The sequence below is a fragment of the Pantoea sp. genome (genome assembly GCF_039594315.1).
GTDB lineage: Bacteria > Pseudomonadota > Gammaproteobacteria > Enterobacterales > Enterobacteriaceae > Pantoea.
In genome coordinates this window covers 19,071-39,792 of sequence record NZ_JBCNNP010000009.1, presented here as the reverse complement: position 1 = coordinate 39,792, position 20,722 = coordinate 19,071, and the positions used below count along the sequence as shown (strand labels likewise).

The following is a 20,722-nucleotide window of genomic DNA, read 5'->3' as shown; positions in this document are numbered from 1 at the left end:
ATGCAAACGATTGATAAAACATCCGGCTCAAAGCTAATGCGGCGCTGGGGTGTGCGTGAATGGGAAGACCCGGGCGCTGAATACTTTCTGTGGAATGGTGCGTGCGTCTTTGCTTTCGTTCAGCAGGACGGCTTCTACGATGTGCATATGGCAATTGACCCCGGCAGGCTGCGAGATTGCCGCAAGGCTGGCGGCGACATGCTTAAGCACGTATGCCATCAGCGCCTGCGAGCGATCATCCTCACTGACCGCCCAAGAGTGTGCAATTACGCCAGGCGAATGGGTTTCGGTGAACGAAAAATTGAAACTCTGACAACCATTAACGGGAGCGAAAGCTCCTTTTTTATTATGTGGCGCGAGCCGGGAGAATATCATGGGCGGAGCGATTAGCGGTTCTGGTGCTGCGGTTAGTAGCGTCATTGGTGGCATTGGTGCGCACAAGGCAGCAAAAGAGCAGCAAAAATACCAAGACAAGGCAATGAATGCCTCCCGCGAGGGTTATAACAACGCTGTCAACTGGCTTTCGCCATATGAAGAGGCGGGAAACTCTGCGCTAGCAGGATTGCAGGGCATTGCCGGACAACCAATAGACAGAACGCAACTTCTCAATGATTACTTTGGTAGCCAGGAATATCAGCAGATGGCTGACCAAGCCAGATACCAGTCATTGGCTTCAGCCGAGGCTACTGGCGGACTTGGCTCAACAGCATACGCCAATCAGATTGCGACTATCGCCCCTACACTTGGTCAAAATTACCTGAGCGCCATGACAGACCAGCAGCAAAACATGTATTCCCAACTAATGGGGTTGGCAGGCGTTGGTGCTGAATCAGCAAACGCATTGGGTAACTTTGCTGTGGGGCAGGGAAACACGATGGCCGGCATGTATCAGCAGAAAGGCCAAATCATGGCTGGTAAAGCTGCGTTGCCTTACCAGGTTGCGGCAAGTGCCAACTCAAGCATCACCAACGGCGCGGCACAGGACGTTAACCAGTTCACCGGCATGTTTGGCGGCATGATGGGAGGTTCATTCTAATGGCACAATTCGGAGGTCTCGGCGCACCGATTAACTATTACGACATGATCCCGGACTTCCGGCGGGAAGCTTTGCAGGAAACCCAAAACCAACTTGGGATTGCGCAACTGCAACAGCAACGGGTTCAGACAGCAGTGCAGCAGCAGCAAATGCAGCAAATGCGCGCATTTCAATCCGAGCTTCCTACAGCTATTAACGACCCAAAAAAACTACAGGAATTGGCGGTCAAATATCCAACTCAGGTGGGGGCTATAAAAGATCAGTTACAGTTCCGTAACGCTCAGGACGTTGCAGCGGTAAGTTCTGCAACTGGAGACCTTCAGACGGCTGCACAGGTTGGCCCTGAAGCTGTGGCGCAGGCGATCGTAAAACATGCCGGCACCATCCAGCAGAAGGGATTAACACCTCAGCAACTGATGCAGTTGTACGTTAAAGACCCAAATCAATTTAATAATTTTCTTGGTTCAGTGAAGTTGGGTGCTCTTAGCGCTAAAGACCAGTTTGCCGTTCAGAATGACCAGCAGAAAAATGCTCTTACTGCTCGCGGGCAGGATATGACGGCAGAGACTGCACGTCGTGGTCAGGACATTAGCGCCGAAACAGCTCAGCGAGGTCAAAACCTTTCTTATGGCTCAGCTATGACAGGACACAATCTTGCCTCGCAGCGCCTCGCCCTTGACCAGCAGGAGTTTGCATTCAAACAAGATCAGGCAGCACAGAAAAAACAAGAGCTGATTACCGGCGCGCCAAAACTATCGGTAAATATGGAGAAGGGGATTTCACAGGCTGTTGATGATTCTACCGCCAGCACGAACTCTGCCAACTCGATGTCATCTCTTGCTGACCAGTTTCTGAAGGAAAATCCCACCACGGGAATTTTTGGCAACGCCAATAACATGTTTTCCCGCCTCACTGGTAGCGATACCGCACTGAGAGATTTGCGCATCAGGCAGAACGCTTTGATTAACTCTCAGGTATTGAAGTTCCTGCCTCCGGGCCCGGCGACGGATAGAGATGTTGAGATCGTTCGTCAGGGTGCTCCAACAGACATGGATAACCCGAAAATTGTAGCCAGATGGTTGAACTCGATGGCAAACATGGAGAGAAGGAATGCACAGTTTAACGAGTTCAAAGCTGAATGGATGAGCGCCAATGGTAATCCTGGGCAATCCCGTAACGGCGGGCAAATTCTTGGGATGGATGTAAACAAGGGCGAGTCACTGGGTCAGGCTGCAAAACGCTACATGGCGCAAAATCCAATTGGTAACTCACCTGCGCCATCGGCTACGGGATCAGCGCAACCCGCTCAAACATCAGCCAGCACCGGTGAAACCTATACATCTAAGTCAGGTATTAAGTTTAAGGTGGAGTGATGAAAGTATCAGCTAATGGCAAAACGTTCACCTTCCCAGAAGGCACAAGCCAGGAAGATATCGGCACTGCCATTGATGAGTATTTTTCTGCTCAGCCGCCACAACAGGCTGAGCAGTCCGGCTTGATAAGCGATGCTGCGCAGGGTGTGGCGGAAGCTGGCAGGGCGATTGCTCAGGCTGGTGTGAATGTGGCAAACATCATTCCAGAGGTTGGTGATGCTATTCAGAGCGCTGCGGCATGGGCTGGAAACAAGCTAGGCATTGGGGATGGAACATACATGCCAGCAGCAAGACTGTCCCTTCCTGACGCATTGAAACCGCAAACACAAGCAGGTGAAATCGCCTCTGAAGCGCTGCCATATCTCATCAACCCGGCAGGTAAAGCTGCGCCAGCAGCGGCTGGATTGGCAGAGCGTGCAGCTGGAGCGATAACAAGGTCTGCGGCTGAAAGTGCGGTAGGAACTCTTGCCTCAAATAGCAGCCAGAATGATTCTGGCAAGTTGGCTCAGGATGCCGCGATCAATACCGGCATAGGTGCTGCAACCAGAGGGCTAACCAATCTGGTTGGTGCGGGCTATAGAGCACTGAAAGGAACGGCGGCATCAGAGGCTCAAGCTGCGGTGGATTTCGCCGAGCAGTCTGGCGTGCCTTTGCTTACTTCTGATGTGGCAAAGCCTGGAACATTCGCTGGCAGGTCAGCGCAGGCACTAGGAGAAAAGATTCCGGTAACGGGTACTGGTTCAGTGCGAAGGGAGCAGCAGGCGGCGCGGAGCCAGCTGGTTTCAGATTATGCCAACACCTTCGCCCCGCCCGCGCCGGAGGAGATCGTTCAAAGCTTGCAGAGAACCAATAGCCGCGTGAAAAATGCAGCAGGACAGCGTTTGCAGCAGATTAACAATGACATGAATTCTCTTGGTTCATTGACGGCGACAAAAGCGGTTTCTGCTATTGATGATGAAATTGCTAAGCTAGGAAAATTGGGTCAGGTTGCCGATACCCAAACTATCGGTAAGTTGCAGGCATATCGAAATGAACTGGCTAACGGCGCTGACTTTGAACAGCTACGCAGTCTTCGTACGCAGTTCAGACAGGATGTTAAGGGTGAAAGGGTGATATGGCCCAGCCGGTCAGAAGCGTCTGCGAACCGGGTTTACTCTGCACTTAGCCAGGACATTGACGACGCAGTTAAAGGTAATCTTGGAGATCAGGCTGCTAATCGCTACCGTCAGGCAAACGCTGCTTACGCAAATGAAGCCAACCTAATCAAAAATACCCGACTAAAATCAATCCTTCAGAAAGGCGATCTCACACCAGAGGTTGCCAATAACCTGCTTTTCAGTAGTAAGCCCAGTGAAGTGAAGCAGCTTTATTCAGCATTGGATCAGCGCGGTCGTAATGCTGCTCGCTCAGCAGTAATCGGAAAGGCTTATGAAAAGTCGGGAGGAAGCCCTGACAAATTTCTGAATGAAGTGAATCGACTTTCATCCCAAACCGGAATCCTCTTTAAAGGGCAGGATAAGCAATATCTTCAGGGGCTGACCAAGTACCTCGACCAGACAAGAAGGGCATCAGTGGCTGGCTCGGTGACTCCAACCGGGCAAGAATTACTCCAGGTGGGGGTTCCGGCAGCGGTAGCTGGTGATGTGATTGGTACGGGAGGTGCTGGGACGGCAGCGTTTCTTGGTTATGGTGCTTTAACTCGGCTGTATGAAAGCAACGCAGCAAGAAATGCAATGCTTAAGCTTGCTAATACGCCATCAGGGACTTCTGCTTTTGAAAAGCATATCGACACGGTAAGGAAGGCAGTAACGGCATCATCGCAGGGTGCAACTAACTAACGGCGGCCCTTTGATTGAAGCCATGCATCATAGATGGAGTCAGCGATCGCCCAGACTGCAATGAAAAAAGCAAAAGCGTAAAGCAGAAACATATACACCTCCATTACTCAAAACCTTAATAAGCCTCGGCACTCGCCGGGGCTTTTTTATGCCCGGAGCAATTCAATGCCAGATATTACTGCAAATGTGGTTGTAAGCATGCCGAGCCAACTGTTTACGCTTGCTCGCTCCTTTAGGGCGGCGGCAAACGGGAAGATTTATATTGGCATAATCGACACTGACCCAACAGTGCCATCGAACCAGATTCAGGTTTACGTAGAAAACGAAGATGAGAGCCTGGTGCCGGTGCCTCAGCCAATCATTATCAACGCGGGTGGATATCCGGTCTATAACGGGCAGATCGCAAAGTTCGTAACCGTGCAGGGCCACTCAATGGCTGTGCTTGATGCCTATGGTGCGCAGCAATTCTATTTCCCTAACGTGGTTAAATACGATCCAGACCGTCTGGCTCAGCGGCTTTCCAGTGCTGATGATGGCGACGGCGACGCGCTGGTTGCCGTTAAGCAACCGCTAGCGGGGGCTGTTGCGCGGACGCAGCATGACAAAAACCGTGAATCGATTAGCGTGCTGGACTTCGGCGCGGTGGGAGACGGCGTTACCGATGACACCGCTGCTATTCAGGCGGCGATCAATGCCGTTGGTTTTAACGGCGAGCTTATGGTGCCAAGCATTTCCACTGGCGAAGCCACCCGATATCGCGTCACGTCGCTGCAAAACCCTAACGGTGTGAAGTTCGTGGGCGAAGGAGCAATTTTCTATTACGACACTAATGGTGGCGCGAGTCAGATCAACCTGAAAGGTGATTTGATTAACCTGCATATCGGACAGGAGCATTTATTTAAGCCCTATAACCGCATGCGCAACCGAGGCGTGATCGAAATTCATGTTTTTGGCGACTCAACGGTTGCCGGAAATAATGGCGAGACGGCTGATTTTAAAGTTGTTCCGGTGTTGGGCCGTGCATTTAAGGCTAGCGGATACCCGATGGTCAGCATCAACAACTGGGGCGTGGGCGGTTCTAACGTCACGCAGATGGATGCGATCACCAAGCTGTCACCCACCTCTGACCTTTTCATCATCAAATATGGCATCAATGACGCCGGTCTTGGTGGCGGCGCTGAGAAAGAGCGCCTGCTCGAATTTGAGTCATGGCTGCGCAGCAAGCTAGCAGAAATACGCAACCATCAGTACGGAACTATGTCTGAGCTGGGCATTATCTTAATGATGCCAAACTCCACCAATGACGTGCTCTTGTTTGGTCGTAACAGCTACTGGTACGAACAGCTTCGTAATATTTACGTCAGGGCGGCGCGAGATTACGCCTGCGCGATGTTCGACACTTACAACGCCATGCCTATCTCTGCTGGTCTCGCCGGTAATGCAATGGATAACCCGTTCGGTAATGGCATTGCAATTCACCCGCTTGATACGGCGATGACGTGGGTTTATGCGAAAATGGTTGATGTGTTCTTCAACAGAACAGTCATCTCCAGCTTTGCACAGAACGTATTTATTAACGAGCCATCGGTGACAGGAACGCCGTTACTATCAGCTCCACTTACCGGTTACAACTATGGAATCAGTGGCTATCGTGCACTTGGATCGTCGGCGGGTGGAACATGGCCTGTAGACGGCACTGTGTTTACACATAGAAGCGTGGACGATGCAGGAATCCAGTTTTTGTACCCGTTTGATCCGCATGTAAGGGTTCTTGTCAGGGTATGGATGCCGAGCACTAACGCATGGTCTGTTTTTTCAGGACAGGGCGTTTCACTCGCCGCGCAAGGCTCATGGGTAACTACGACCGGATTTAGCTCACCGTTTTATAAATCGGATGCTTCAGGGAAAGTTACCGTACAGGCTTACTTGCAAGGTGGCTCCACAAGTCAGGGCGCTTCGTTGATTTCAGGCCTTCCATCTTATTTGTGCCCGACTGATGAAGAGTATTTGCCGGTAGTAAACAGCGATGGAAGTATAGGCTCAGTTGGTGTTAATGGATCTGGAAACATATTCATTGTTGCTAACGTTAAAAGTGCAGGTGTGAGAATTAATATTTCATTCTGGCCTAAAGGAATGTAATAAAGAGCCGCCCATTTCGGGCGGCTAAATCACTTCACTGCTGAAAATATCTGCTGTCGTTCTTTATCTTTAGATCTGAGTAAATTGTTCATAGGTTTCTCGAACAGCTTATACATCACTACAGAAAAAACCACGCCAATTAAAATAACCGGAACCATGAACGTGATTACTGACTTCATGCTGTCAATATTTACCCATGATGAATATTCACGGACAGCATAGTTAATTAGTATCTGGTGAATCATATATAGACTGAACGATGCCTCACCAAGTAATACCAGATATCTATTAGAAAGTAGCTTTGATACCCATCCCTTGCCAATCGCGAAAATGAACACTACCGCAGCCATTGGTGCTATGTAATAAATATCCAGCCTCAGGAGCATGTTTACATGCTTCATCCCCACGAATGCAAACCCTGCCAGCGCCACTAGTGAAACAATCTCAAGTGCAGTCGCCTTCTTGAATGTCATCGCAAAATCACGACTCACGTACAAGCGGAACAGAAGCATGCCGGTGACGAAGTCCACAGCCCTGAAAACAGGGTTAATGTACAACGCCCAATAAGCAACATCGCTTGACGACATGAAGGTAAGGAACCAGATAATCATGGCAAGCAGCGCTATCCATATTCCAATTAACTGTTTAGTGTTAAACGTAACCAGCAATATGAATCCGAGATAGAAAAACATCTCAGTTGAAACGCTCCATGACACCCCATTAAATCCGAAGAAATAAGGAATGCTTGGGAATATGCTTTGGGCAAGTAAAATGTTAGCGTAAAGCGTGTTCATATCCACGTACGCCCATGCTTCTTTGGTCAGATAAACAGACGCAGCAATGGCAAGCGTTAATAAATGAGTTGGGTAAAGTCTCGCAACTCGGTTACGCAAAAACTGAGGAATGCTATATTTACCTGCCTTCTTATGCTGGTTATAGCTATAGCTAATTATGAAGCCAGAAAGAATATAGAAGAACGTTACGCCAACAAACCCTTCATAAAAGACTTTGTAAACTTGCTGGGCGAAAGCGCTTTTAGTGTGCTCGAAGAAGTGGAAGTGGTGAATAAATACCCCCATCGCAGCAAAGAAGCGGAGGGATGTAAGTGCATTAAGCCGCATTCTTAGTTCTGCCCTTCATCCAGTTGAAAAGCGCAACGCCCTCACTCATGACGCTGACCACCACTAAAAACAAATCGGCATACCAGATGAAGCCGCTTTCGCGAGTCACGGTTCCAGTAAGTAATGCTGCGAGCGCTAAAAGGCCCATTAAACGGTTGAACGAAAGCATGACACCCCCTCGGATTAATCCGACGATTGTATGGTAAGAAACTGTTAAGGGACAGATCGAATTTACGATTTGCTTACGAAGAGCTTACGAAAGCTATTCACTGCGGGAATTGGGCAGAGGTTATTTCTTCGATGGCGCGGCATTTGAGTCGCTTCTCATTCACACATTCCTCGACCAGCGTACGTTTAACGTAAGCGACAGGAGGAAGAATGGACATCAATGTGTATGAGTTGGCGTTAGGAGCTGCGCGGAACGTGCTGGGGCAGGCCGTGATAAACCTTCTGGAAGATGGCATTCCCATAACCAATGAATCGATGATTGAGCAACTGGCGAGCATGCACGACCACGACCAGTGCATAACCGAACTGGCGATGCACCTTTTCGGCGTCACGATGCATTAGTCAGCGGCCCGGCGATATGAGCTGGGCTTAAAATTAAATTTCCTTCCCCGACAACCCCTTCTCAAAAACCTCCATCAATCGACTTGATCGATCTTACCGATCAATATTACTGTATTTATATACAGTATCTATCGAAAGGTAATCACCATGCCACGTTACAACGACATCAAAGCCTGCTTTCGGAAAAGCATCAAGCAAGGGCCGCGCGGTCAGCAGTTCGTAACCACGCAGGACTTCGTTGAGGCTCTGGAGCGCTGCAACTGGCGCTGGACGCTGAATGAGGCCAATCGCTGGATAGAGAACCAAACGAGTTGCTTTACCGATGTGACAGAGGGGGCCAGCCAGAACAGAACATTCCGCCTCTACAATCCAAACGGAGGCATCTGAAATGGGATTTCCATCACCGGCAAAGGACTATCTGGAGTCGCGTCTCGACCTGAACAGGCTGATGGTCATACGCCCGGCAGCGACATTGCTTGTGCCAACAGTTGATGGTTTCGCGCTGGTCGACAAATCCATCAAGCCGAAAGTGGGCAGCGTGATTTACTTCGAAGCGTTTGGCCTGTTCCAGTTGGGCAGGTTAGGCGATCGGTACATTGTGTGTCAGGACGGCGAGACGATAGAGGGAGAAGCGCTGGAAGAGGTGACTGTGGTCGGGGTGCAAACGTGGGGCGTGCTTTCGGTTTATAACGCTGACAGGCCGACGATTTGAATCACAGGTTTGGTGCATAAAGTGCGATTCGAACAGCGCGGAAGGTGTGTCGTTTTTGTGTCGACACATAACGAGCAAGGAAGGAGGAGGATTACCGAGGATGACCCTTAACGACACAATCCGTGTTGCGAGCATGGATTTTTGGACTTGATTCAATGCTTTAGATTATGGTCTACTATCTTCTAAGCCGTAGGTCACAGGTTCGAATCCTGTAGGGCGTGCCATTTTTTATTCTATTAGTTTCCTTTTTTCGTCTGCTTTTTGCTATAAGTTCAGCATATAACACATTCTTTGGCTCACTAAGTGACCTAGTGCATTCATGTCCTAATTGAGGTCTGGATAGAAACATTGCCAAGTTCAGTGAAATGGATGCGTTTAGATGAAGCTGACAGCTCGACAAATTAGCTCAGCTGAGCCTAAAGAAAAATCATGCAAACTTGCTGATGGTGTTGGTGGCATGGATCTTGAGACATCTCCAAATGGAACAAAGAGTTGGAGGCTCAAGCTTATGATTACAGATAAAGAAAAAAGAGCAGTCCTTGGCACCTATCTATCTTTAACTTTAGCTATAAAACAATTGATAATACTGCGTGTCTTTAAGTTAAATTTCATGACGCCTTATTAAAGCTATTTAAGGCTAGGGGATTTTTCCTTTTTTGTTATGTTACTTTCTGGATGGTAATGTGATAGAGAAAAAACTACCAAAAAAAATGTATTCTGAATGGACGCTAAGAAATAGCCTTTACTGGATGAGTGCTGTCACTCGCTGGAAACTTGATGAAGACGAGCATAATTGGCTCGTTTCATTCGAAACTTTTCATGAGGAAGTTGAGTTCGAGTTTGAGCGACTCATTAATGATTACAAGCTTAGAGAAAAGCTTCAGGCGCATACCGGCCAAGTTAGGACTTCTATCATTGACAATGTTCTCAGAAGCATCGATTCGAGACTTGCCGAATGAATACGATGCCATTCAACTTCGATCGCCTGAGCAGTGGTAAAGTCTTCATCAGCAATCTCGCTGGCTTTCACAGCTTCGTCAATAGCGAAGAACTTAACCTTCTTATTGAAAACAGTTTTCCTTCTGACCACCGCACTTCACAACTTCTCGAAAGCAAATTGTTCATCACTGACGATTCTAATCTTTCAGTATCGCAGGCTTCGCTTAGTTCTGCTTTTGCCAAACTGCTGATGAATGAACTTGCCGTTAGACCTATTTTTATGATTGTGCCGACTCTAAGGTGCGATCACACATGCAAGTATTGTCAGGTAAGCAGAGCATCGTTAACTGCCGATGGTTATGATCTTAAGCCTGAATTAATACCGCAAATTGTCAGCACCATCAAAAAGCTGGGTGCTCCGCCTTACAAAATAGAAGTGCAGGGTGGTGAACCACTTCTCAGATTCGATCTCGTCCAAGCAATTTATGAACAATGCGAGAATGCATTAGGTAACGATTCATTCGAGATGGTTATTGCTACGAGTCTTTCAATACTTGATGCAGATATCATTTCTTGGGTTAAAAAACGGAATATTACCTTCTCTGTTTCTCTTGATGGTAATGAAGCAGTCCACAACAAGAATCGTATCCTTACTGATTTTAAAGCTCACAACAAAGCTGCAACAGGCATCCAGAAAATTACAGAAGAACTGGGAGCAAACCGGGTAGCTACGGTCACCACAGTTACTAAGGAACTGACCAAAGAGCCCGCCTCCATCGTGGATGCTCATTTGTCTCTAGGACTAACTGACATGTTTATTAGGCCTGTCAGCCCATATGGGTTTGCTCAGAGGCAAAGCTTCACTTTTTCAATGCCGGAATACTTCGAGTTTTATAAAGAACTGATGCAGGAAGTGTTACTTCAGAACCAGAAGGGCATACCTGTTGTTGAGCATTCAGCTTCAATCCATCTTAAGCGAATTTTCAATCCGGGCTTCAGTGGTTATGCAGATTTGAAATCACCTAGTGGTGTGGTTTTGAACTGTATCTTATTCAACTATGACGGCAAGGCATACGGTAGCGACGAAAGCCGTATGCTTCAAAAGGTAAACCCGGAAGCAGATTTCAGCGCCGGAAAGTTTGCCTCACTCTCATTCGGTAACAATGAATACTACCGTTCCGCACTCTCATCCTCATTCAATTTTGCCATGCCGGGTTGTGACACTTGTGCTTACCAGCCTTTCTGTGGTGCAGATCCTTGCCAAAACATCAGTGTTCATGGTGAACCTGTTGGAGATAAGAGTCGGACTACCTTCTGCCAGTATCATAAAGGGATGTTTCGCTTCCTGCTTAACGAAATCTCTCAGGATGGACCGATGGCTGAGATGCTAAAAAGGTGGGCTTATGTCTGAGGTGTTGAGAAACGATATTTTTCGGTTTTCTTCAGATTTACCAGTTCAACAAGGGTTCTATCGCCTATGTAAATCAAAGCCCAAAAATCCTCAGTTTTATCTTCCAAATTTGCTGGTCACTGAAACTCAGCTTGATTCCAGACTACCTGCATATTTTGCAAACTTCGTTGTTAGTAAAGAGCTATTCGATTCAATAGAAGATGGTGACATTGGGATCGTCAATAACGGCAGCATGCTCAGAGTGATTTTGTCACGGAGAGCGAACCATAACACCGTCCTTGTCACTGAACGGTGTAACAACAGTTGCCTTTTTTGTTCTCAGCCTCCTAAAGCAGGAAACGATGACTGGCTTCTCAATCAGTCAGCTCTCGCTATCGCTTCCTTCGCCCTGAATGGATTGGTGGGAGTGAGTGGAGGAGAGCCTTTGCTCTACGGCGAAGACTTCCTGCATTTTCTGGACTTCATCATCGAAAATTCTCCTGACACAGCTCTGCATATTTTAACTAATGGACGGAAGTTTGCAGATGCCTGCTTTACTCAGCAGATGAAAAAGCGAAGCGAAAAGATCAAAATTACTTTTGGTATACCTCTCTACTCTTCGAGACCATCAGTGCATGACTATCTGGTCGGAAGCGAGGGGGCATTTAATGATACTGTCAAAGGACTGATTAATGCTGGTAATTCAGGTATCAACATCGAACTGAGGGTCATCCCGACTCAAGCTAACTATACAGAGCTTAATGACATCGTAGAGTTTGCTGGTCGTGTGTTTTCAAACATCAATCAGATCTCCCTGATGGGGCTGGAGTCGGTAGGATGGGCACGAAAGAACTGGTCATCGATCTTTATTGAGCACGAGAACTACAGCGAAAAGATCCTTTCTGTAATAGACACCGCGCACAGATCAGATATCCCTCTTACCATATTCAACTATCCATTGTGTCACCTTCCAAAAAGGGCATGGAGTTTTGCAACACAGTCGATTTCTGACTGGAAAAATTACTATCCAAAAGAATGCGATGAATGCACTCAGAAGTCTTCCTGTGCTGGTTATTTCAGTTCATCAAAAGGCCGTTTTCATCAACCTCCGAGACCAATAATATGAAAAAGTTTAATTTCGCTGCTCTGCTTCCGGGATTTTTGGCTCTTAACAATTCAGTATGGGCAAGTGATTCTTCTACTGGTGCAAGTGATTTACCGGGAATGACATTGAATGAGCATGACTTGGTGTTAGCTCCACTCAACACAGAAGTGCCGTTCTACATTGCTGGACATAGAAGCCACAGTTCTCATCGTAGTCATAGCTCTCACCGTTCCTCATCAGGTGGTGGCTACTATGGCGGAAGCACTCCTTATTATCCCAAAACATATAGTGCACCAAATACCTCAGACTCTTCTAATTCAGGCACTCGTTCGTCATCCTCTTCTTCATCTATCCGTTCACTTCGCTCAAATGACACGGACACCTCTACCACTAAAAACTCGGCTGGAATGACTGGAGCCAATCGTGCAAGTAGTGGGCTGACTTCGGATACCGAAAAACGTAAGCGGTTAATCATGCGAGTGCAGTTCGCATTACTCGATAAGGGTTTCTACAACGGAAATATTGATGGAAGCATGGGGCCAGCTACTCGAGCTGCTATTAAGAATTACAGGATTGCAAATGCACTGCCTACTCCAGTAAGAGAAACATTAGATACTCAATTATTAAATTCCTTGGGTATTTTAGCGAGATAGTTTTTTTGCTGATTATTTAAATGACACCCATCAGGATATGATGATGCAATATCTGTCCAATCCTGAACTTGCCAGTGGGTTTGCAAGGGTGGTATTTGACATGCTTTAAGGAATCTGAAAATTGGATCTCATTTAAGCCTCTAAAAAATGTTTTTATTATTGCTAGTTTTGTAAGTAAATCTTTAGCGCCAGTTAATATGGCTGATGACTTAAACATTTGATTTTATATAAATTAGATAAGTTAACTCTAGTAAGTGAATGTGTTGTTAATGTGTAGGTAATGAAGTTAAAAATAGCCAATGAGAAGGTGTGAAGAATGGAAAAGGAAATTCAAACGTTAGTGTATCTAAATGAAATAGGTAATGCTACTTCATTTATGGGTGCAATTGAACGTTACGAAGAGTATAAAGATGATTTAAAAGACTGGAGGGTTTTATTTGCGCATGAATCAACTAATGGGCCATTTTATCTACCAAAAAAGAATTATCATCAAAATGTTATCTTTTGACCCCATTTAAAGGAAATTCCTTGTGTGTTATAGATAAAGAAGTAGTTGAGACCAAAGCTGAAACAGTTCACTTAATATCTTCAGCGATCTATGTTGACAGTAATTGCGCTAGCTATTTAAGATCGTTTGCTTACGAGGCTCAACCATCAGAAAGAGTTCGACAGGTATGTGAATCTATATCGGAAAATATCACTCAGGGTTTCATTAATGAAATAAATACAGCCTTATATCTTTATGAGATAACGAACAACTTAGCTGATAGTGATATTGTTAAAGTAAGGCAAACTATATCGGCTATAAAATCAATAGCAATGATAAATTCAAAATTTGATTTTTCGTGGAGAGATAATTTTATACATAATCATAGACTACGATCTGAAGCCGAAGCGGATAATTTTTTATTCGGCTATTTCAATAATGATGAATATCAATTTGGAAAACTGTTACAAGTAGCTGATATAATGGAATTGCTGTTATTGAAAACTAAAATAATAGAATGCAGCTCAAATCGCTCCGCTGAAAATAAATTAATTGAACTAATCAATTTCATTGATGAAGAAATTGCAATAGTAATGCCAAAAGAAATTGCTGTTTGTGTTGATATTATATTTCGCAAGAATGAGTTAAGTATAACTAAAAAGCTAAATGATATTAAAAACAAATCCGAGCCATTAAAGTTAATTAGAAATTGCGCGATGGATTTATTTATTGTTAGGATGTTAGATTTATTAACTAATACTATTTCTGATAATAATGAAACTCAGTTTCATCTTGCGCAAATATTAACTTGTGATAAAGATATTTGGGATATTATCGAGTTGACAGGTCTTAGCGCAATCGCTGTTCATAGATTATCCAATAAAATGCTTCCGATCTATAATGAAAAATTTAGTGAATGGATCTTTGATACTCTAGGAGATAAGAAAATGGACTCTATATCGAAAATATTTACACCTCAAGGGATAGTTGGCAGAGATAAAAGGTTTAGCATCGGTAATTTAAAGGAGTGTTTATACAAAACACGGAAAGAGTTTTCTTACATGTTAAATTCTGGCAGGGATAAGTAGAGCGATTACTTAACCGTTTATTAATTAAATGGTTTGTTTTAGTTAAAAGCAATCAATATTAGACTTTGATATTTGACTCTAATGTGGGTTAGGGTTTTTTATTTAACCTGCTTTTTAATTGGTAATCCATATTCTATGGTCAAAAAAGCATTCCATTTTTATGTTTTTATGTTTTTATGTTTTTATGTTTTTATGTTTTTATGTTTTTATGTTTTTATGTTTTTATGTTTTAAGAATCTTTGTATGCCAAAAAAATGGTTTTTCTTGATGTTAGCTTTAACCATTAGATAATGAATGTCACTAATCCAGCAAAACCATCAACAATAAATTATTATTAACCTTCAATTACCTTTCTTTTCCAAGCATTAACTTCTCAATCAACTCATCCAACCCACTTTCAACCAGCATTTCCACCGCATCGCTGCGAGTCGTTTCACTCAGTCTTACAACCTGATCAATCTTCCTCAAAACCGACATCCGCAGCGACAGCGACACCGCTTTCTTTTTCTCTTTATCCAGAAATACTCGACTAACGGTTTCATTGTGTTGCAGTTCGGCGTTGAGCTTCAACGCTTCATTAATATGGCGCAGGCTTTTCTTATCTAATTTCCCAGCATCGGTCAGTTGGTAGCAGTGCGTAACGCGGATGTATTTGATTTCTGCTGACCAGGATTCGCGCAGTTCTTTGAGCGCGCGGGTAAGCGTGGGTTCTGAACAATTGAGCTCGGTGAGCATGCGGCTGGAGGCGATCGGTTTGCCGCTGCTGAGCAGTGAGGCGAGCATGAATACGCGTGTCTGTCGGGTACTGAGTTGCATGGTCGATTGAGGCCTGCGTTGGTGGTCAATGGTCTTTATCGCCCTCCTGGCAAACAATGTCCGACAGTATCAGGGAGTTTCTAAATATCAGGTAAATGGGTTCCGAAAAAGTGTTGCGTTGGATTTAAGGTCAAAACAGCGCGATAAATCGCGCCGCTACGGACTGTGCGGTTTAACGAATCCGCGTCAAATCGCACAATAACTTAAGTCACCAACATCAACGCGCCATCGGACCGTGAATCTGGCGCGATGCCGTATTCTTGCGCGCGCGCGAGGATGGCGGCGGCCCAGCGGCGGTGCGTGGCGGGTTCGCACATCGCGCCTTGCGATTTGAATACCGCCTGGCTGGAGTTGAGGATGCGCAACGCATCGGCGTGATCGCTGGCTGAGACCATCAACATCTCGTGGATCTTGCCAATCTGGCTGGGGTGAATGGCGGTTTTGCCGACCAGGCCGTGCGCGATATCCAGCGCCAGTTCGTGATCCATAATCTGTTGATCATCGATGTGCTCGCACACCGGTGCGGTGAGGGCAAAATCACGCGCCGAAAATACCGCCACCAACATTTTAATGGTGTAACCCATTGGGCCGTCATACAGCGTGAACTGGCGTGAGCGGCGCAGCGAGAGCACATTCATCAAGTCGTTGCCGCCGATGCGCAGGGCGATCACGCGTGAGCGGCACGCGTGGTTTTGCAGCGTCAGCGCCAGTTCGCGCATCGCGGCCACGTCGAACACTTCTTCGGTTTCCAGCGTCGGCATCAGGCACAAATGGCTGTGTTCGAGGATTTGCCACCACATTGGCAGCGAATCGGCGGTGAATTTCGGCAGCACTAAACCATCTACTGCGCTGAGGTCGAGGTTTTCCACCAGCCACGCGCCCATTGCGCTGTTACGCGGACGGATAAACACCAGCGGCCAATGCGCGTTGCCATGGCTGCGCATCGCGGCATTCAATTCACGCAAGATGTGCTGAAGATTGTGCAGCGCTTGCGGCAGATCCGCGTCGCTCACCGCATCTTCCAGGCAGATCACCAGCGAGCGCAGACCGTTGATTTTATGGTTAACAATCACATCGACGATATCGCTGCGCATCGCGGGCATATAGAGCGTAGCACCCAAACGCCACGGCGAGAGACGGGCGTTCATCACAGCACCTTTTTGATGATGGTCACAGCGCGGTATTGCCCTAAATCGGCTCCCGCTTCGGTGATGCTCAACCCTTTTTGCTGCGCCAGATAGACCAGCAGCGCCACATCGGGATCGTCCACCGAACGCACCAGCACCTGATCCGGCACGCGGCGCAATACGGCGCGCGTGGCTTCGGCGATGCCCGGTTTGATGCGATTGATGCTGTTGACCTGATAACGTGCCGCCAGTCGCGCGATTACCGCGTCACTTTGCGCCACTAACTGTTGTTGATGCTGCGGATCTTGCGGGCAAGCGGGCAGGGCGTTGATATCCAGTGTGCGCGCATATTCCGCCACGGTTTCAACCAGTTGCTGGCTACAATCGAATTGTGCCAGATGGTCGCACTGCACGCAGCCGTGCAAGCCGGTTTCTGACCACAGCGAGCGCGAGATCAAACCGGAAACCGGCGCGCCCATAATGCCAAATGGGATCAGCCAATCATCATCGCTGGCAGAGAGCCACGCGCGGCCGCACGGATCGGCCAGCACCACCAAACGCGGTTGTGCCGGATAGCCAGGGCGCTGTTTGAGGCTGCTGATCAGTTCGCCGGTGATCGCGCCTTTGCCGGTCCAGCCATCGACAAACACAATGCCATCGGTGCCGTGGCGCGCTTCGATGATCGCCAGCGCGGCGTTATCAATGCCACGATCGCGGATAATGCTGATGCCGTAATGGTAGGATTCGCGGCCCATGGCACGCAGCGCCTGTTGCAGCATTACGCCCAGCGGCACGCCTGCGCGTACCAAACTCGCCAGCACAATCGGCGTGTCGGCAAACTGTTTTGCCAGCGCATTGGCCAGCATCGCGACTTCTTTCGCCAGACGTCCCGCGCCTTGATCCAGCGCGCGTGCAAACAGATCCAGATGCCAGCGCGTTGGTTCCGGTTCCTGGCTCAACATCTCGGAATAGTGGCGCGCGCCAGACTGAATCAGCTGTTCTTTTTGATCGACCGGCGTCATGTCGATATCAACCGGCTTAAGCAGGAATTCAACGTCGCCGGGTAGGTATGATCCAGAGAAAGGCTGGTTATTCGCCATGAGTTTGTTCTCCGAATAAGGATTGGTTGATGCGGTCGGCAAACTGGCTTTGGCGCGGCATGCCGTACCAACTGCACAGCTTCATAAAGCGATGATCGCTCAGGCTGTCGCCGAGGCCGATCACCGGGAATACGCCGCGCTGTTGGCGCAGTTTTTCCAGCAGGAAGCTGACCGCCAGACCTTTTTCCACCACGTTTGGCAGCCACGCTACGTTATTGCTGTTGCGATGGATGTAATAACCTGTGGTGGGGAAGCGTTGTTCGATTTCATCGGCGATGGCGTACAACTCGTCGAGGCGCGTGCTGTCACGATGCTTCATCACTAAGTAGATCGGCGTAACGCCATATTCGTAGTTGATGCGCGCCCAGCCATCAATCGCGCGTTCGGCCATCAGATCGGTGATCGCTTGCTGCATCGAGAGCAGCGCCGGACCGTAGGGATTGAGTTTTTCCAGCATTAGCGCGCGCCATTCGGCGTCTTCCTCGCCTTGCGGATTGAGGATCACCGCGCCATGCGTAGTGACCGCCCACGAACGAAACGGGATCTGCACGCGCGCGATCTCTTCAGTGCCGCGCGCGGTAACCGGGATCAGATCCGCGTGTTCCAGCATCCAATCGACCAGCATGGCTTGTTCTTCGGTCATAAAGCTGCGCGGCTGCAAGCTGAGATCCAGCGCGCCGGTGCGGAACGGCTCAAGATCCAGCTCATCGACCATTTTGCGCCGCGTCTGGAATAGCGTGTCGTCGAGGTCGGAAAAAATCACCGGTTTATTCATCGCAGATCACCTCAACTTGTGGCGCAACCTTGGCTAACGCAGCGGTTAAACGAGGATCGATGCTGCTGAGCGGCGTTTCGATGCACAAAATGATGCGGTTGAATTGCTGATGCGCCACGTTGTAAACGAAGTTGGCAATGCCGAGGCCGTAGTTATCGGTGAAGGCGATGGCTGATTCGATGGCAAAACCGGTGGCAATCGGTGAACGCGTGGTTGAGCTGTACTTGACGTCTGCGCCTTGCGCCGCCAGCCGTTCGGCCAGTAAGAAGGGTTCCCAGACGAATTCATTGCTGCCAAGCACCAAAATTTTTTCGCCCGGCTGCGCCTGAATATTTCGGCCCAAATCGCCAGCGGGCGCGGCCATGCCCAGTCGGCCCCAGCGCTGTTTGCCGGTGATCGCCACCGTTGCCGCATCGTTAAGTGCAACCGCGGGCATTGGCGGCAGTTCGGCATCAGGATCTTGTTGCCAATGCCAATCGCCTTGTACCAGCGAAATGGTGCGCACCGGCAGCGGACTGCGCGTGGCTAACGCGTCGCCGCTCCAGTCAGTTAAGGTCACGGCGATCACCTGTTCGATGTGTTGCAATCCGCCATCATTACGCAGCGCTTCGAGCAGATTAATAAAGGTGTTTCCGGTGGTGGCTTCATCATCAATCATCACCAAGGTGCGCGCGTTCAGCACGCGTTGGCGCAGTTGCGCATCATCGGGCAGGTAGATCAGATGATCGGTGGCGTGACTGTGATTTTCTTTAAATTCGCACAGTAAATCGGCCTGCTGCGGATGGCGCGTTGACGTGAGATACACCGGCTCGCTGATGCGCTGGCGCACTTCATCAAACACGCCAGCCCCTAAACCGACGGCGGTTTCCGCCATGCCAATAAACAGCGTTGGGCCGTTCGACACCGGCGGGAATTGCTCGGCCAGTTGGCGATACACCGCGCGCATTTTGTTCGGATTGACCGGAATGTGGCGGCCCAGCACCTTGCTGACGAACAGAAATGCGCGCTTGGGATTGCGGCGCTCGGCGATCTCAAACAGATCGTCGATGGCGCTGATGCCGCCGGTTGGGGTGACGCTTAATGTGCCGCAGGATAGCGTCCTGCTCCAGAGCGTATTCATGGAGAGTTCCTTATTGAAGCTGGTTGGCGAGGACGGCGTCGTAAGCCACTACATCGCTGATGGCGCGCACGGTGGCAGGAGAGAAATCACGGCGGGATTGATCAATGACCTGTTGCTGATTGATCAAGCCTAGTTGGCGCAGGGCAAACAAGCCGGGAATATTTACGCCGCTGAAACGCGTATAGCCAATGCCGCCAGAAGGGCGCAGGTTAATTTCCAATAACAGCGGATTGCCGCTGGCATCGTTACGCGTTTGCACGTTGACCAAACCATCCGCGCCCATCGCGCTGGCGCAGGCTTTTGCCAGCTCAAACGCCGCGCCGCTGTTCTCCAGATATTGCAGCGCGCCTTCTTTGCGTCGCGCCACTGCTGCCAACACTTCGCCGTTTTCCACCAGCATATCGACGGAGTATTCCGGGCCGGGCAAATACGGCATCAACACCAATGGTTCCATGCTGGGCGCGGCTTCCAGCGCCTGGAGATAAAACTGTGCATTTACCCGACGTGCATCGGGATGGGTAAACGCCGCCATCGGCGAGACGCGTTCATCAAACTGCCAGAATCCCATGCCATAAATGCCGGTTACCGGTTTCACGCACAGCGGCAGATCGCCAAACGGTTGTGCGGCGATCAACTCACGCAATTGCGTCGGCGTATCAACGCGTAGCGAAGGCACCACCGGCAGGTTAAGGCTTTGCATGCGTTGGGCGAAGGCGACTTTGTCGTCGGCGAGATCGAGCATCGCTACATCGCGAGCGCCGGTTGTTAAGCGCGCACCGCTGGCCTCAATCTGTTGACGATGGGTTTCATACCAATGCGCATGACGCGCAGCATGAATCGCCTGAATATTATATTTATTAATTGTATTGAGAATAAATTCGAGACGCTGACTATTATCTGCCGGTTCGATTATTGCGGAATCAGCCAGCGAAAGAATTTCATTTCGTTGATGTTTATGTGACGCATAAGTGAATATTTCGGCCTGGTGTTTTTTAGCCGTTAATTTAATGCCATTAATAATATCGCGTTGGGAGGATAAACCTTCCGTAAGCCAAATCTTGTAAGGCATTTCTGATTATTTCCGCAGGATTGATAAGGCTAGGTTTTAATTGGCGAGTGTAGGGAGCGCATGATTTTAAGTCAATCATAATATGATTCTTTACTTCAATGTAACCTTATGAATTTTAGTGTAAAGAATCGTCAGGTTTGTCTGGCTTAATTCTTAAGTAACATCTGAATAAATTGGCGTAATTCAATGGGTTAACTTGTTTCAAGAAATTGCTATGAAAATAATCTTGTGAGCTAATAACATCATGATATGATTTTGCCCTCA

The 20,722-nt window shown here is 48.2% G+C and carries 23 protein-coding genes; 15 read left to right on the top strand and 8 right to left on the bottom strand.

The features are described 5' to 3' along the window. The 5 genes from ABDW13_RS08520 (at position 1) to ABDW13_RS08500 (ending at position 6,386) form a co-directional block, all read left to right on the top strand. Complete coding sequence (locus tag ABDW13_RS08520) at positions 1 to 390, top strand: hypothetical protein (protein ID WP_343552108.1); 390 nt, start codon at positions 1 to 3, stop codon at positions 388 to 390. Continuing rightward, positions 374 to 1,036, top strand: coding sequence for a DNA transfer protein (locus tag ABDW13_RS08515; protein ID WP_343552107.1), 663 nt, complete (start codon positions 374 to 376; stop codon positions 1,034 to 1,036). The genes ABDW13_RS08520 and ABDW13_RS08515 overlap by 17 nt, the downstream gene beginning before the upstream one ends. Beyond that, positions 1,036 to 2,409, top strand: coding sequence for a phage DNA ejection protein (locus tag ABDW13_RS08510; protein WP_343552106.1), 1,374 nt, complete (start codon positions 1,036 to 1,038; stop codon positions 2,407 to 2,409). The genes ABDW13_RS08515 and ABDW13_RS08510 overlap by 1 nt, the downstream gene beginning before the upstream one ends. Further along, positions 2,409 to 4,247, top strand: a complete 1,839-nt coding sequence (locus ABDW13_RS08505) for a lytic transglycosylase domain-containing protein (RefSeq protein WP_343552105.1) — start codon at positions 2,409 to 2,411, stop codon at positions 4,245 to 4,247. The genes ABDW13_RS08510 and ABDW13_RS08505 overlap by 1 nt, the downstream gene beginning before the upstream one ends. Before the next feature lie 165 nt (positions 4,248 to 4,412). Beyond that, entirely contained in the window at positions 4,413 to 6,386 is a 1,974-nt protein-coding gene (locus ABDW13_RS08500) for a phage tailspike protein (protein WP_343552104.1), read from the top strand. Positions 6,387 to 6,415: 29 nt separating this feature from the next. Here the strand turns inward: ABDW13_RS08500 and ABDW13_RS08495 are convergent, their stop codons facing one another. Both ABDW13_RS08495 and ABDW13_RS08490 read right to left on the bottom strand, forming a co-directional pair. Then, the gene (locus ABDW13_RS08495) at positions 6,416 to 7,507 is read right to left on the bottom strand and encodes an acyltransferase (protein WP_343552103.1); all 1,092 of its coding nucleotides are present in this window, start codon (positions 7,505 to 7,507) and stop codon (positions 6,416 to 6,418) included. Continuing rightward, positions 7,497 to 7,676, bottom strand: a complete 180-nt coding sequence (locus tag ABDW13_RS08490; protein WP_343552101.1) for a hypothetical protein — start codon at positions 7,674 to 7,676, stop codon at positions 7,497 to 7,499. Before ABDW13_RS08490 ends, ABDW13_RS08495 begins: the two co-directional genes overlap by 11 nt. A gap of 209 nt (positions 7,677 to 7,885) precedes the next feature. On the opposite strand from ABDW13_RS08490, the gene ABDW13_RS08485 reads away from it, so the two are divergent. From ABDW13_RS08485 to ABDW13_RS08440, 10 genes are all read left to right on the top strand, one after another. Beyond that, a complete protein-coding gene (locus tag ABDW13_RS08485; protein ID WP_343552099.1) occupies positions 7,886 to 8,077 on the top strand; it encodes a hypothetical protein in 192 nt (63 codons plus the stop codon). Positions 8,078 to 8,224: 147 nt separating this feature from the next. Beyond that, the gene (locus ABDW13_RS08480) at positions 8,225 to 8,464 is read left to right on the top strand and encodes a hypothetical protein (RefSeq protein ID WP_343552098.1); all 240 of its coding nucleotides are present in this window, start codon (positions 8,225 to 8,227) and stop codon (positions 8,462 to 8,464) included. A 61-nt stretch (positions 8,465 to 8,525) separates the two neighbouring features. Next, positions 8,526 to 8,789: a hypothetical protein gene (locus ABDW13_RS08475; protein WP_343552096.1), complete on the top strand. Its 264-nt coding sequence runs from the start codon at positions 8,526 to 8,528 to the stop codon at positions 8,787 to 8,789. 379 nt (positions 8,790 to 9,168) lie between these two features. Further along, the gene (locus tag ABDW13_RS08470) at positions 9,169 to 9,414 is read left to right on the top strand and encodes an Arm DNA-binding domain-containing protein (RefSeq protein ID WP_343552095.1); all 246 of its coding nucleotides are present in this window, start codon (positions 9,169 to 9,171) and stop codon (positions 9,412 to 9,414) included. A 58-nt stretch (positions 9,415 to 9,472) separates the two neighbouring features. Then, positions 9,473 to 9,748, top strand: coding sequence for a His-Xaa-Ser system protein HxsD (gene hxsD / locus ABDW13_RS08465; protein ID WP_343552093.1), 276 nt, complete (start codon positions 9,473 to 9,475; stop codon positions 9,746 to 9,748). Beyond that, complete coding sequence (gene hxsB / locus ABDW13_RS08460) at positions 9,745 to 11,139, top strand: His-Xaa-Ser system radical SAM maturase HxsB (RefSeq protein ID WP_343552092.1); 1,395 nt, start codon at positions 9,745 to 9,747, stop codon at positions 11,137 to 11,139. Before hxsD ends, hxsB begins: the two co-directional genes overlap by 4 nt. Next, positions 11,132 to 12,244: a His-Xaa-Ser system radical SAM maturase HxsC gene (hxsC, locus tag ABDW13_RS08455; RefSeq protein ID WP_343552090.1), complete on the top strand. Its 1,113-nt coding sequence runs from the start codon at positions 11,132 to 11,134 to the stop codon at positions 12,242 to 12,244. Before hxsB ends, hxsC begins: the two co-directional genes overlap by 8 nt. After that, positions 12,241 to 12,876, top strand: a complete 636-nt coding sequence (gene hxsA / locus ABDW13_RS08450; RefSeq protein ID WP_343552089.1) for a His-Xaa-Ser repeat protein HxsA — start codon at positions 12,241 to 12,243, stop codon at positions 12,874 to 12,876. Before hxsC ends, hxsA begins: the two co-directional genes overlap by 4 nt. 316 nt (positions 12,877 to 13,192) lie before the next feature. After that, positions 13,193 to 13,384 (top strand): hypothetical protein, encoded by a 192-nt coding sequence (locus tag ABDW13_RS08445; protein ID WP_343552088.1) that lies wholly within the window; start codon positions 13,193 to 13,195, stop codon positions 13,382 to 13,384. Positions 13,385 to 13,404: 20 nt separating this feature from the next. Next, positions 13,405 to 14,451 carry a hypothetical protein gene (locus tag ABDW13_RS08440; protein ID WP_343552087.1) on the top strand — a complete coding sequence of 349 codons (1,047 nt, stop codon included), beginning with the start codon at positions 13,405 to 13,407 and terminating at the stop codon, positions 14,449 to 14,451. 345 nt (positions 14,452 to 14,796) lie between these two features. Here the strand turns inward: ABDW13_RS08440 and ABDW13_RS08435 are convergent, their stop codons facing one another. The 6 genes from ABDW13_RS08435 to ABDW13_RS08410 all read right to left on the bottom strand — a co-directional run bounded on the left by ABDW13_RS08435 (position 14,797) and on the right by ABDW13_RS08410 (position 20,458). Further along, the gene (locus tag ABDW13_RS08435) at positions 14,797 to 15,267 is read right to left on the bottom strand and encodes a tellurium resistance protein TerW (protein WP_343552086.1); all 471 of its coding nucleotides are present in this window, start codon (positions 15,265 to 15,267) and stop codon (positions 14,797 to 14,799) included. Between the two features lie 203 nt (positions 15,268 to 15,470). Continuing rightward, a complete protein-coding gene (locus ABDW13_RS08430) occupies positions 15,471 to 16,415 on the bottom strand; it encodes an HpcH/HpaI aldolase/citrate lyase family protein (RefSeq protein ID WP_343552084.1) in 945 nt (314 codons plus the stop codon). Then, the gene (locus tag ABDW13_RS08425; protein ID WP_343552083.1) at positions 16,415 to 17,494 is read right to left on the bottom strand and encodes a cysteine protease StiP family protein; all 1,080 of its coding nucleotides are present in this window, start codon (positions 17,492 to 17,494) and stop codon (positions 16,415 to 16,417) included. The genes ABDW13_RS08430 and ABDW13_RS08425 overlap by 1 nt, the downstream gene beginning before the upstream one ends. Further along, positions 17,484 to 18,269, bottom strand: coding sequence for a hypothetical protein (locus tag ABDW13_RS08420; RefSeq protein ID WP_343552082.1), 786 nt, complete (start codon positions 18,267 to 18,269; stop codon positions 17,484 to 17,486). The genes ABDW13_RS08425 and ABDW13_RS08420 overlap by 11 nt, the downstream gene beginning before the upstream one ends. Beyond that, on the bottom strand, positions 18,262 to 19,389 hold the full coding sequence (locus tag ABDW13_RS08415; RefSeq protein WP_343552080.1) for a phosphoribosyltransferase domain-containing protein: 1,128 nt from the start codon (positions 19,387 to 19,389) through the stop codon (positions 18,262 to 18,264). Before ABDW13_RS08415 ends, ABDW13_RS08420 begins: the two co-directional genes overlap by 8 nt. Before the next feature lie 10 nt (positions 19,390 to 19,399). Then, a complete protein-coding gene (locus ABDW13_RS08410; RefSeq protein WP_343552078.1) occupies positions 19,400 to 20,458 on the bottom strand; it encodes an ATP-grasp domain-containing protein in 1,059 nt (352 codons plus the stop codon). Positions 20,459 to 20,722 lie beyond the last annotated feature (264 nt).

Bases quoted from the DNA above. Each gene is read 5' to 3' on its own strand.
- ABDW13_RS08520 (WP_343552108.1), top strand. From the start codon at position 1: ATGCAAACGATTGATAAAACATCCGGCTCAAAGCTAATGCGGCGCTGG.
- ABDW13_RS08515 (WP_343552107.1), top strand. From the start codon at position 374: ATGGGCGGAGCGATTAGCGGTTCTGGTGCTGCGGTTAGTAGCGTCATT.
- ABDW13_RS08510 (WP_343552106.1), top strand. From the start codon at position 1,036: ATGGCACAATTCGGAGGTCTCGGCGCACCGATTAACTATTACGACATG.
- ABDW13_RS08505 (WP_343552105.1), top strand. From the start codon at position 2,409: ATGAAAGTATCAGCTAATGGCAAAACGTTCACCTTCCCAGAAGGCACA.
- ABDW13_RS08500 (WP_343552104.1), top strand. From the start codon at position 4,413: ATGCCAGATATTACTGCAAATGTGGTTGTAAGCATGCCGAGCCAACTG.
- ABDW13_RS08495 (WP_343552103.1), bottom strand. From the start codon at position 7,507: ATGCGGCTTAATGCACTTACATCCCTCCGCTTCTTTGCTGCGATGGGG.
- ABDW13_RS08490 (WP_343552101.1), bottom strand. From the start codon at position 7,676: ATGCTTTCGTTCAACCGTTTAATGGGCCTTTTAGCGCTCGCAGCATTA.
- ABDW13_RS08485 (WP_343552099.1), top strand. From the start codon at position 7,886: ATGGACATCAATGTGTATGAGTTGGCGTTAGGAGCTGCGCGGAACGTG.
- ABDW13_RS08480 (WP_343552098.1), top strand. From the start codon at position 8,225: ATGCCACGTTACAACGACATCAAAGCCTGCTTTCGGAAAAGCATCAAG.
- ABDW13_RS08475 (WP_343552096.1), top strand. From the start codon at position 8,526: ATGGTCATACGCCCGGCAGCGACATTGCTTGTGCCAACAGTTGATGGT.
- ABDW13_RS08470 (WP_343552095.1), top strand. From the start codon at position 9,169: ATGAAGCTGACAGCTCGACAAATTAGCTCAGCTGAGCCTAAAGAAAAA.
- hxsB (WP_343552092.1), top strand. From the start codon at position 9,745: ATGAATACGATGCCATTCAACTTCGATCGCCTGAGCAGTGGTAAAGTC.
- hxsC (WP_343552090.1), top strand. From the start codon at position 11,132: ATGTCTGAGGTGTTGAGAAACGATATTTTTCGGTTTTCTTCAGATTTA.
- hxsA (WP_343552089.1), top strand. From the start codon at position 12,241: ATGAAAAAGTTTAATTTCGCTGCTCTGCTTCCGGGATTTTTGGCTCTT.
- ABDW13_RS08445 (WP_343552088.1), top strand. From the start codon at position 13,193: ATGGAAAAGGAAATTCAAACGTTAGTGTATCTAAATGAAATAGGTAAT.
- ABDW13_RS08435 (WP_343552086.1), bottom strand. From the start codon at position 15,267: ATGCAACTCAGTACCCGACAGACACGCGTATTCATGCTCGCCTCACTG.
- ABDW13_RS08430 (WP_343552084.1), bottom strand. From the start codon at position 16,415: ATGAACGCCCGTCTCTCGCCGTGGCGTTTGGGTGCTACGCTCTATATG.
- ABDW13_RS08425 (WP_343552083.1), bottom strand. From the start codon at position 17,494: ATGGCGAATAACCAGCCTTTCTCTGGATCATACCTACCCGGCGACGTT.
- ABDW13_RS08420 (WP_343552082.1), bottom strand. From the start codon at position 18,269: ATGAATAAACCGGTGATTTTTTCCGACCTCGACGACACGCTATTCCAG.
- ABDW13_RS08415 (WP_343552080.1), bottom strand. From the start codon at position 19,389: ATGAATACGCTCTGGAGCAGGACGCTATCCTGCGGCACATTAAGCGTC.
- ABDW13_RS08410 (WP_343552078.1), bottom strand. From the start codon at position 20,458: ATGCCTTACAAGATTTGGCTTACGGAAGGTTTATCCTCCCAACGCGAT.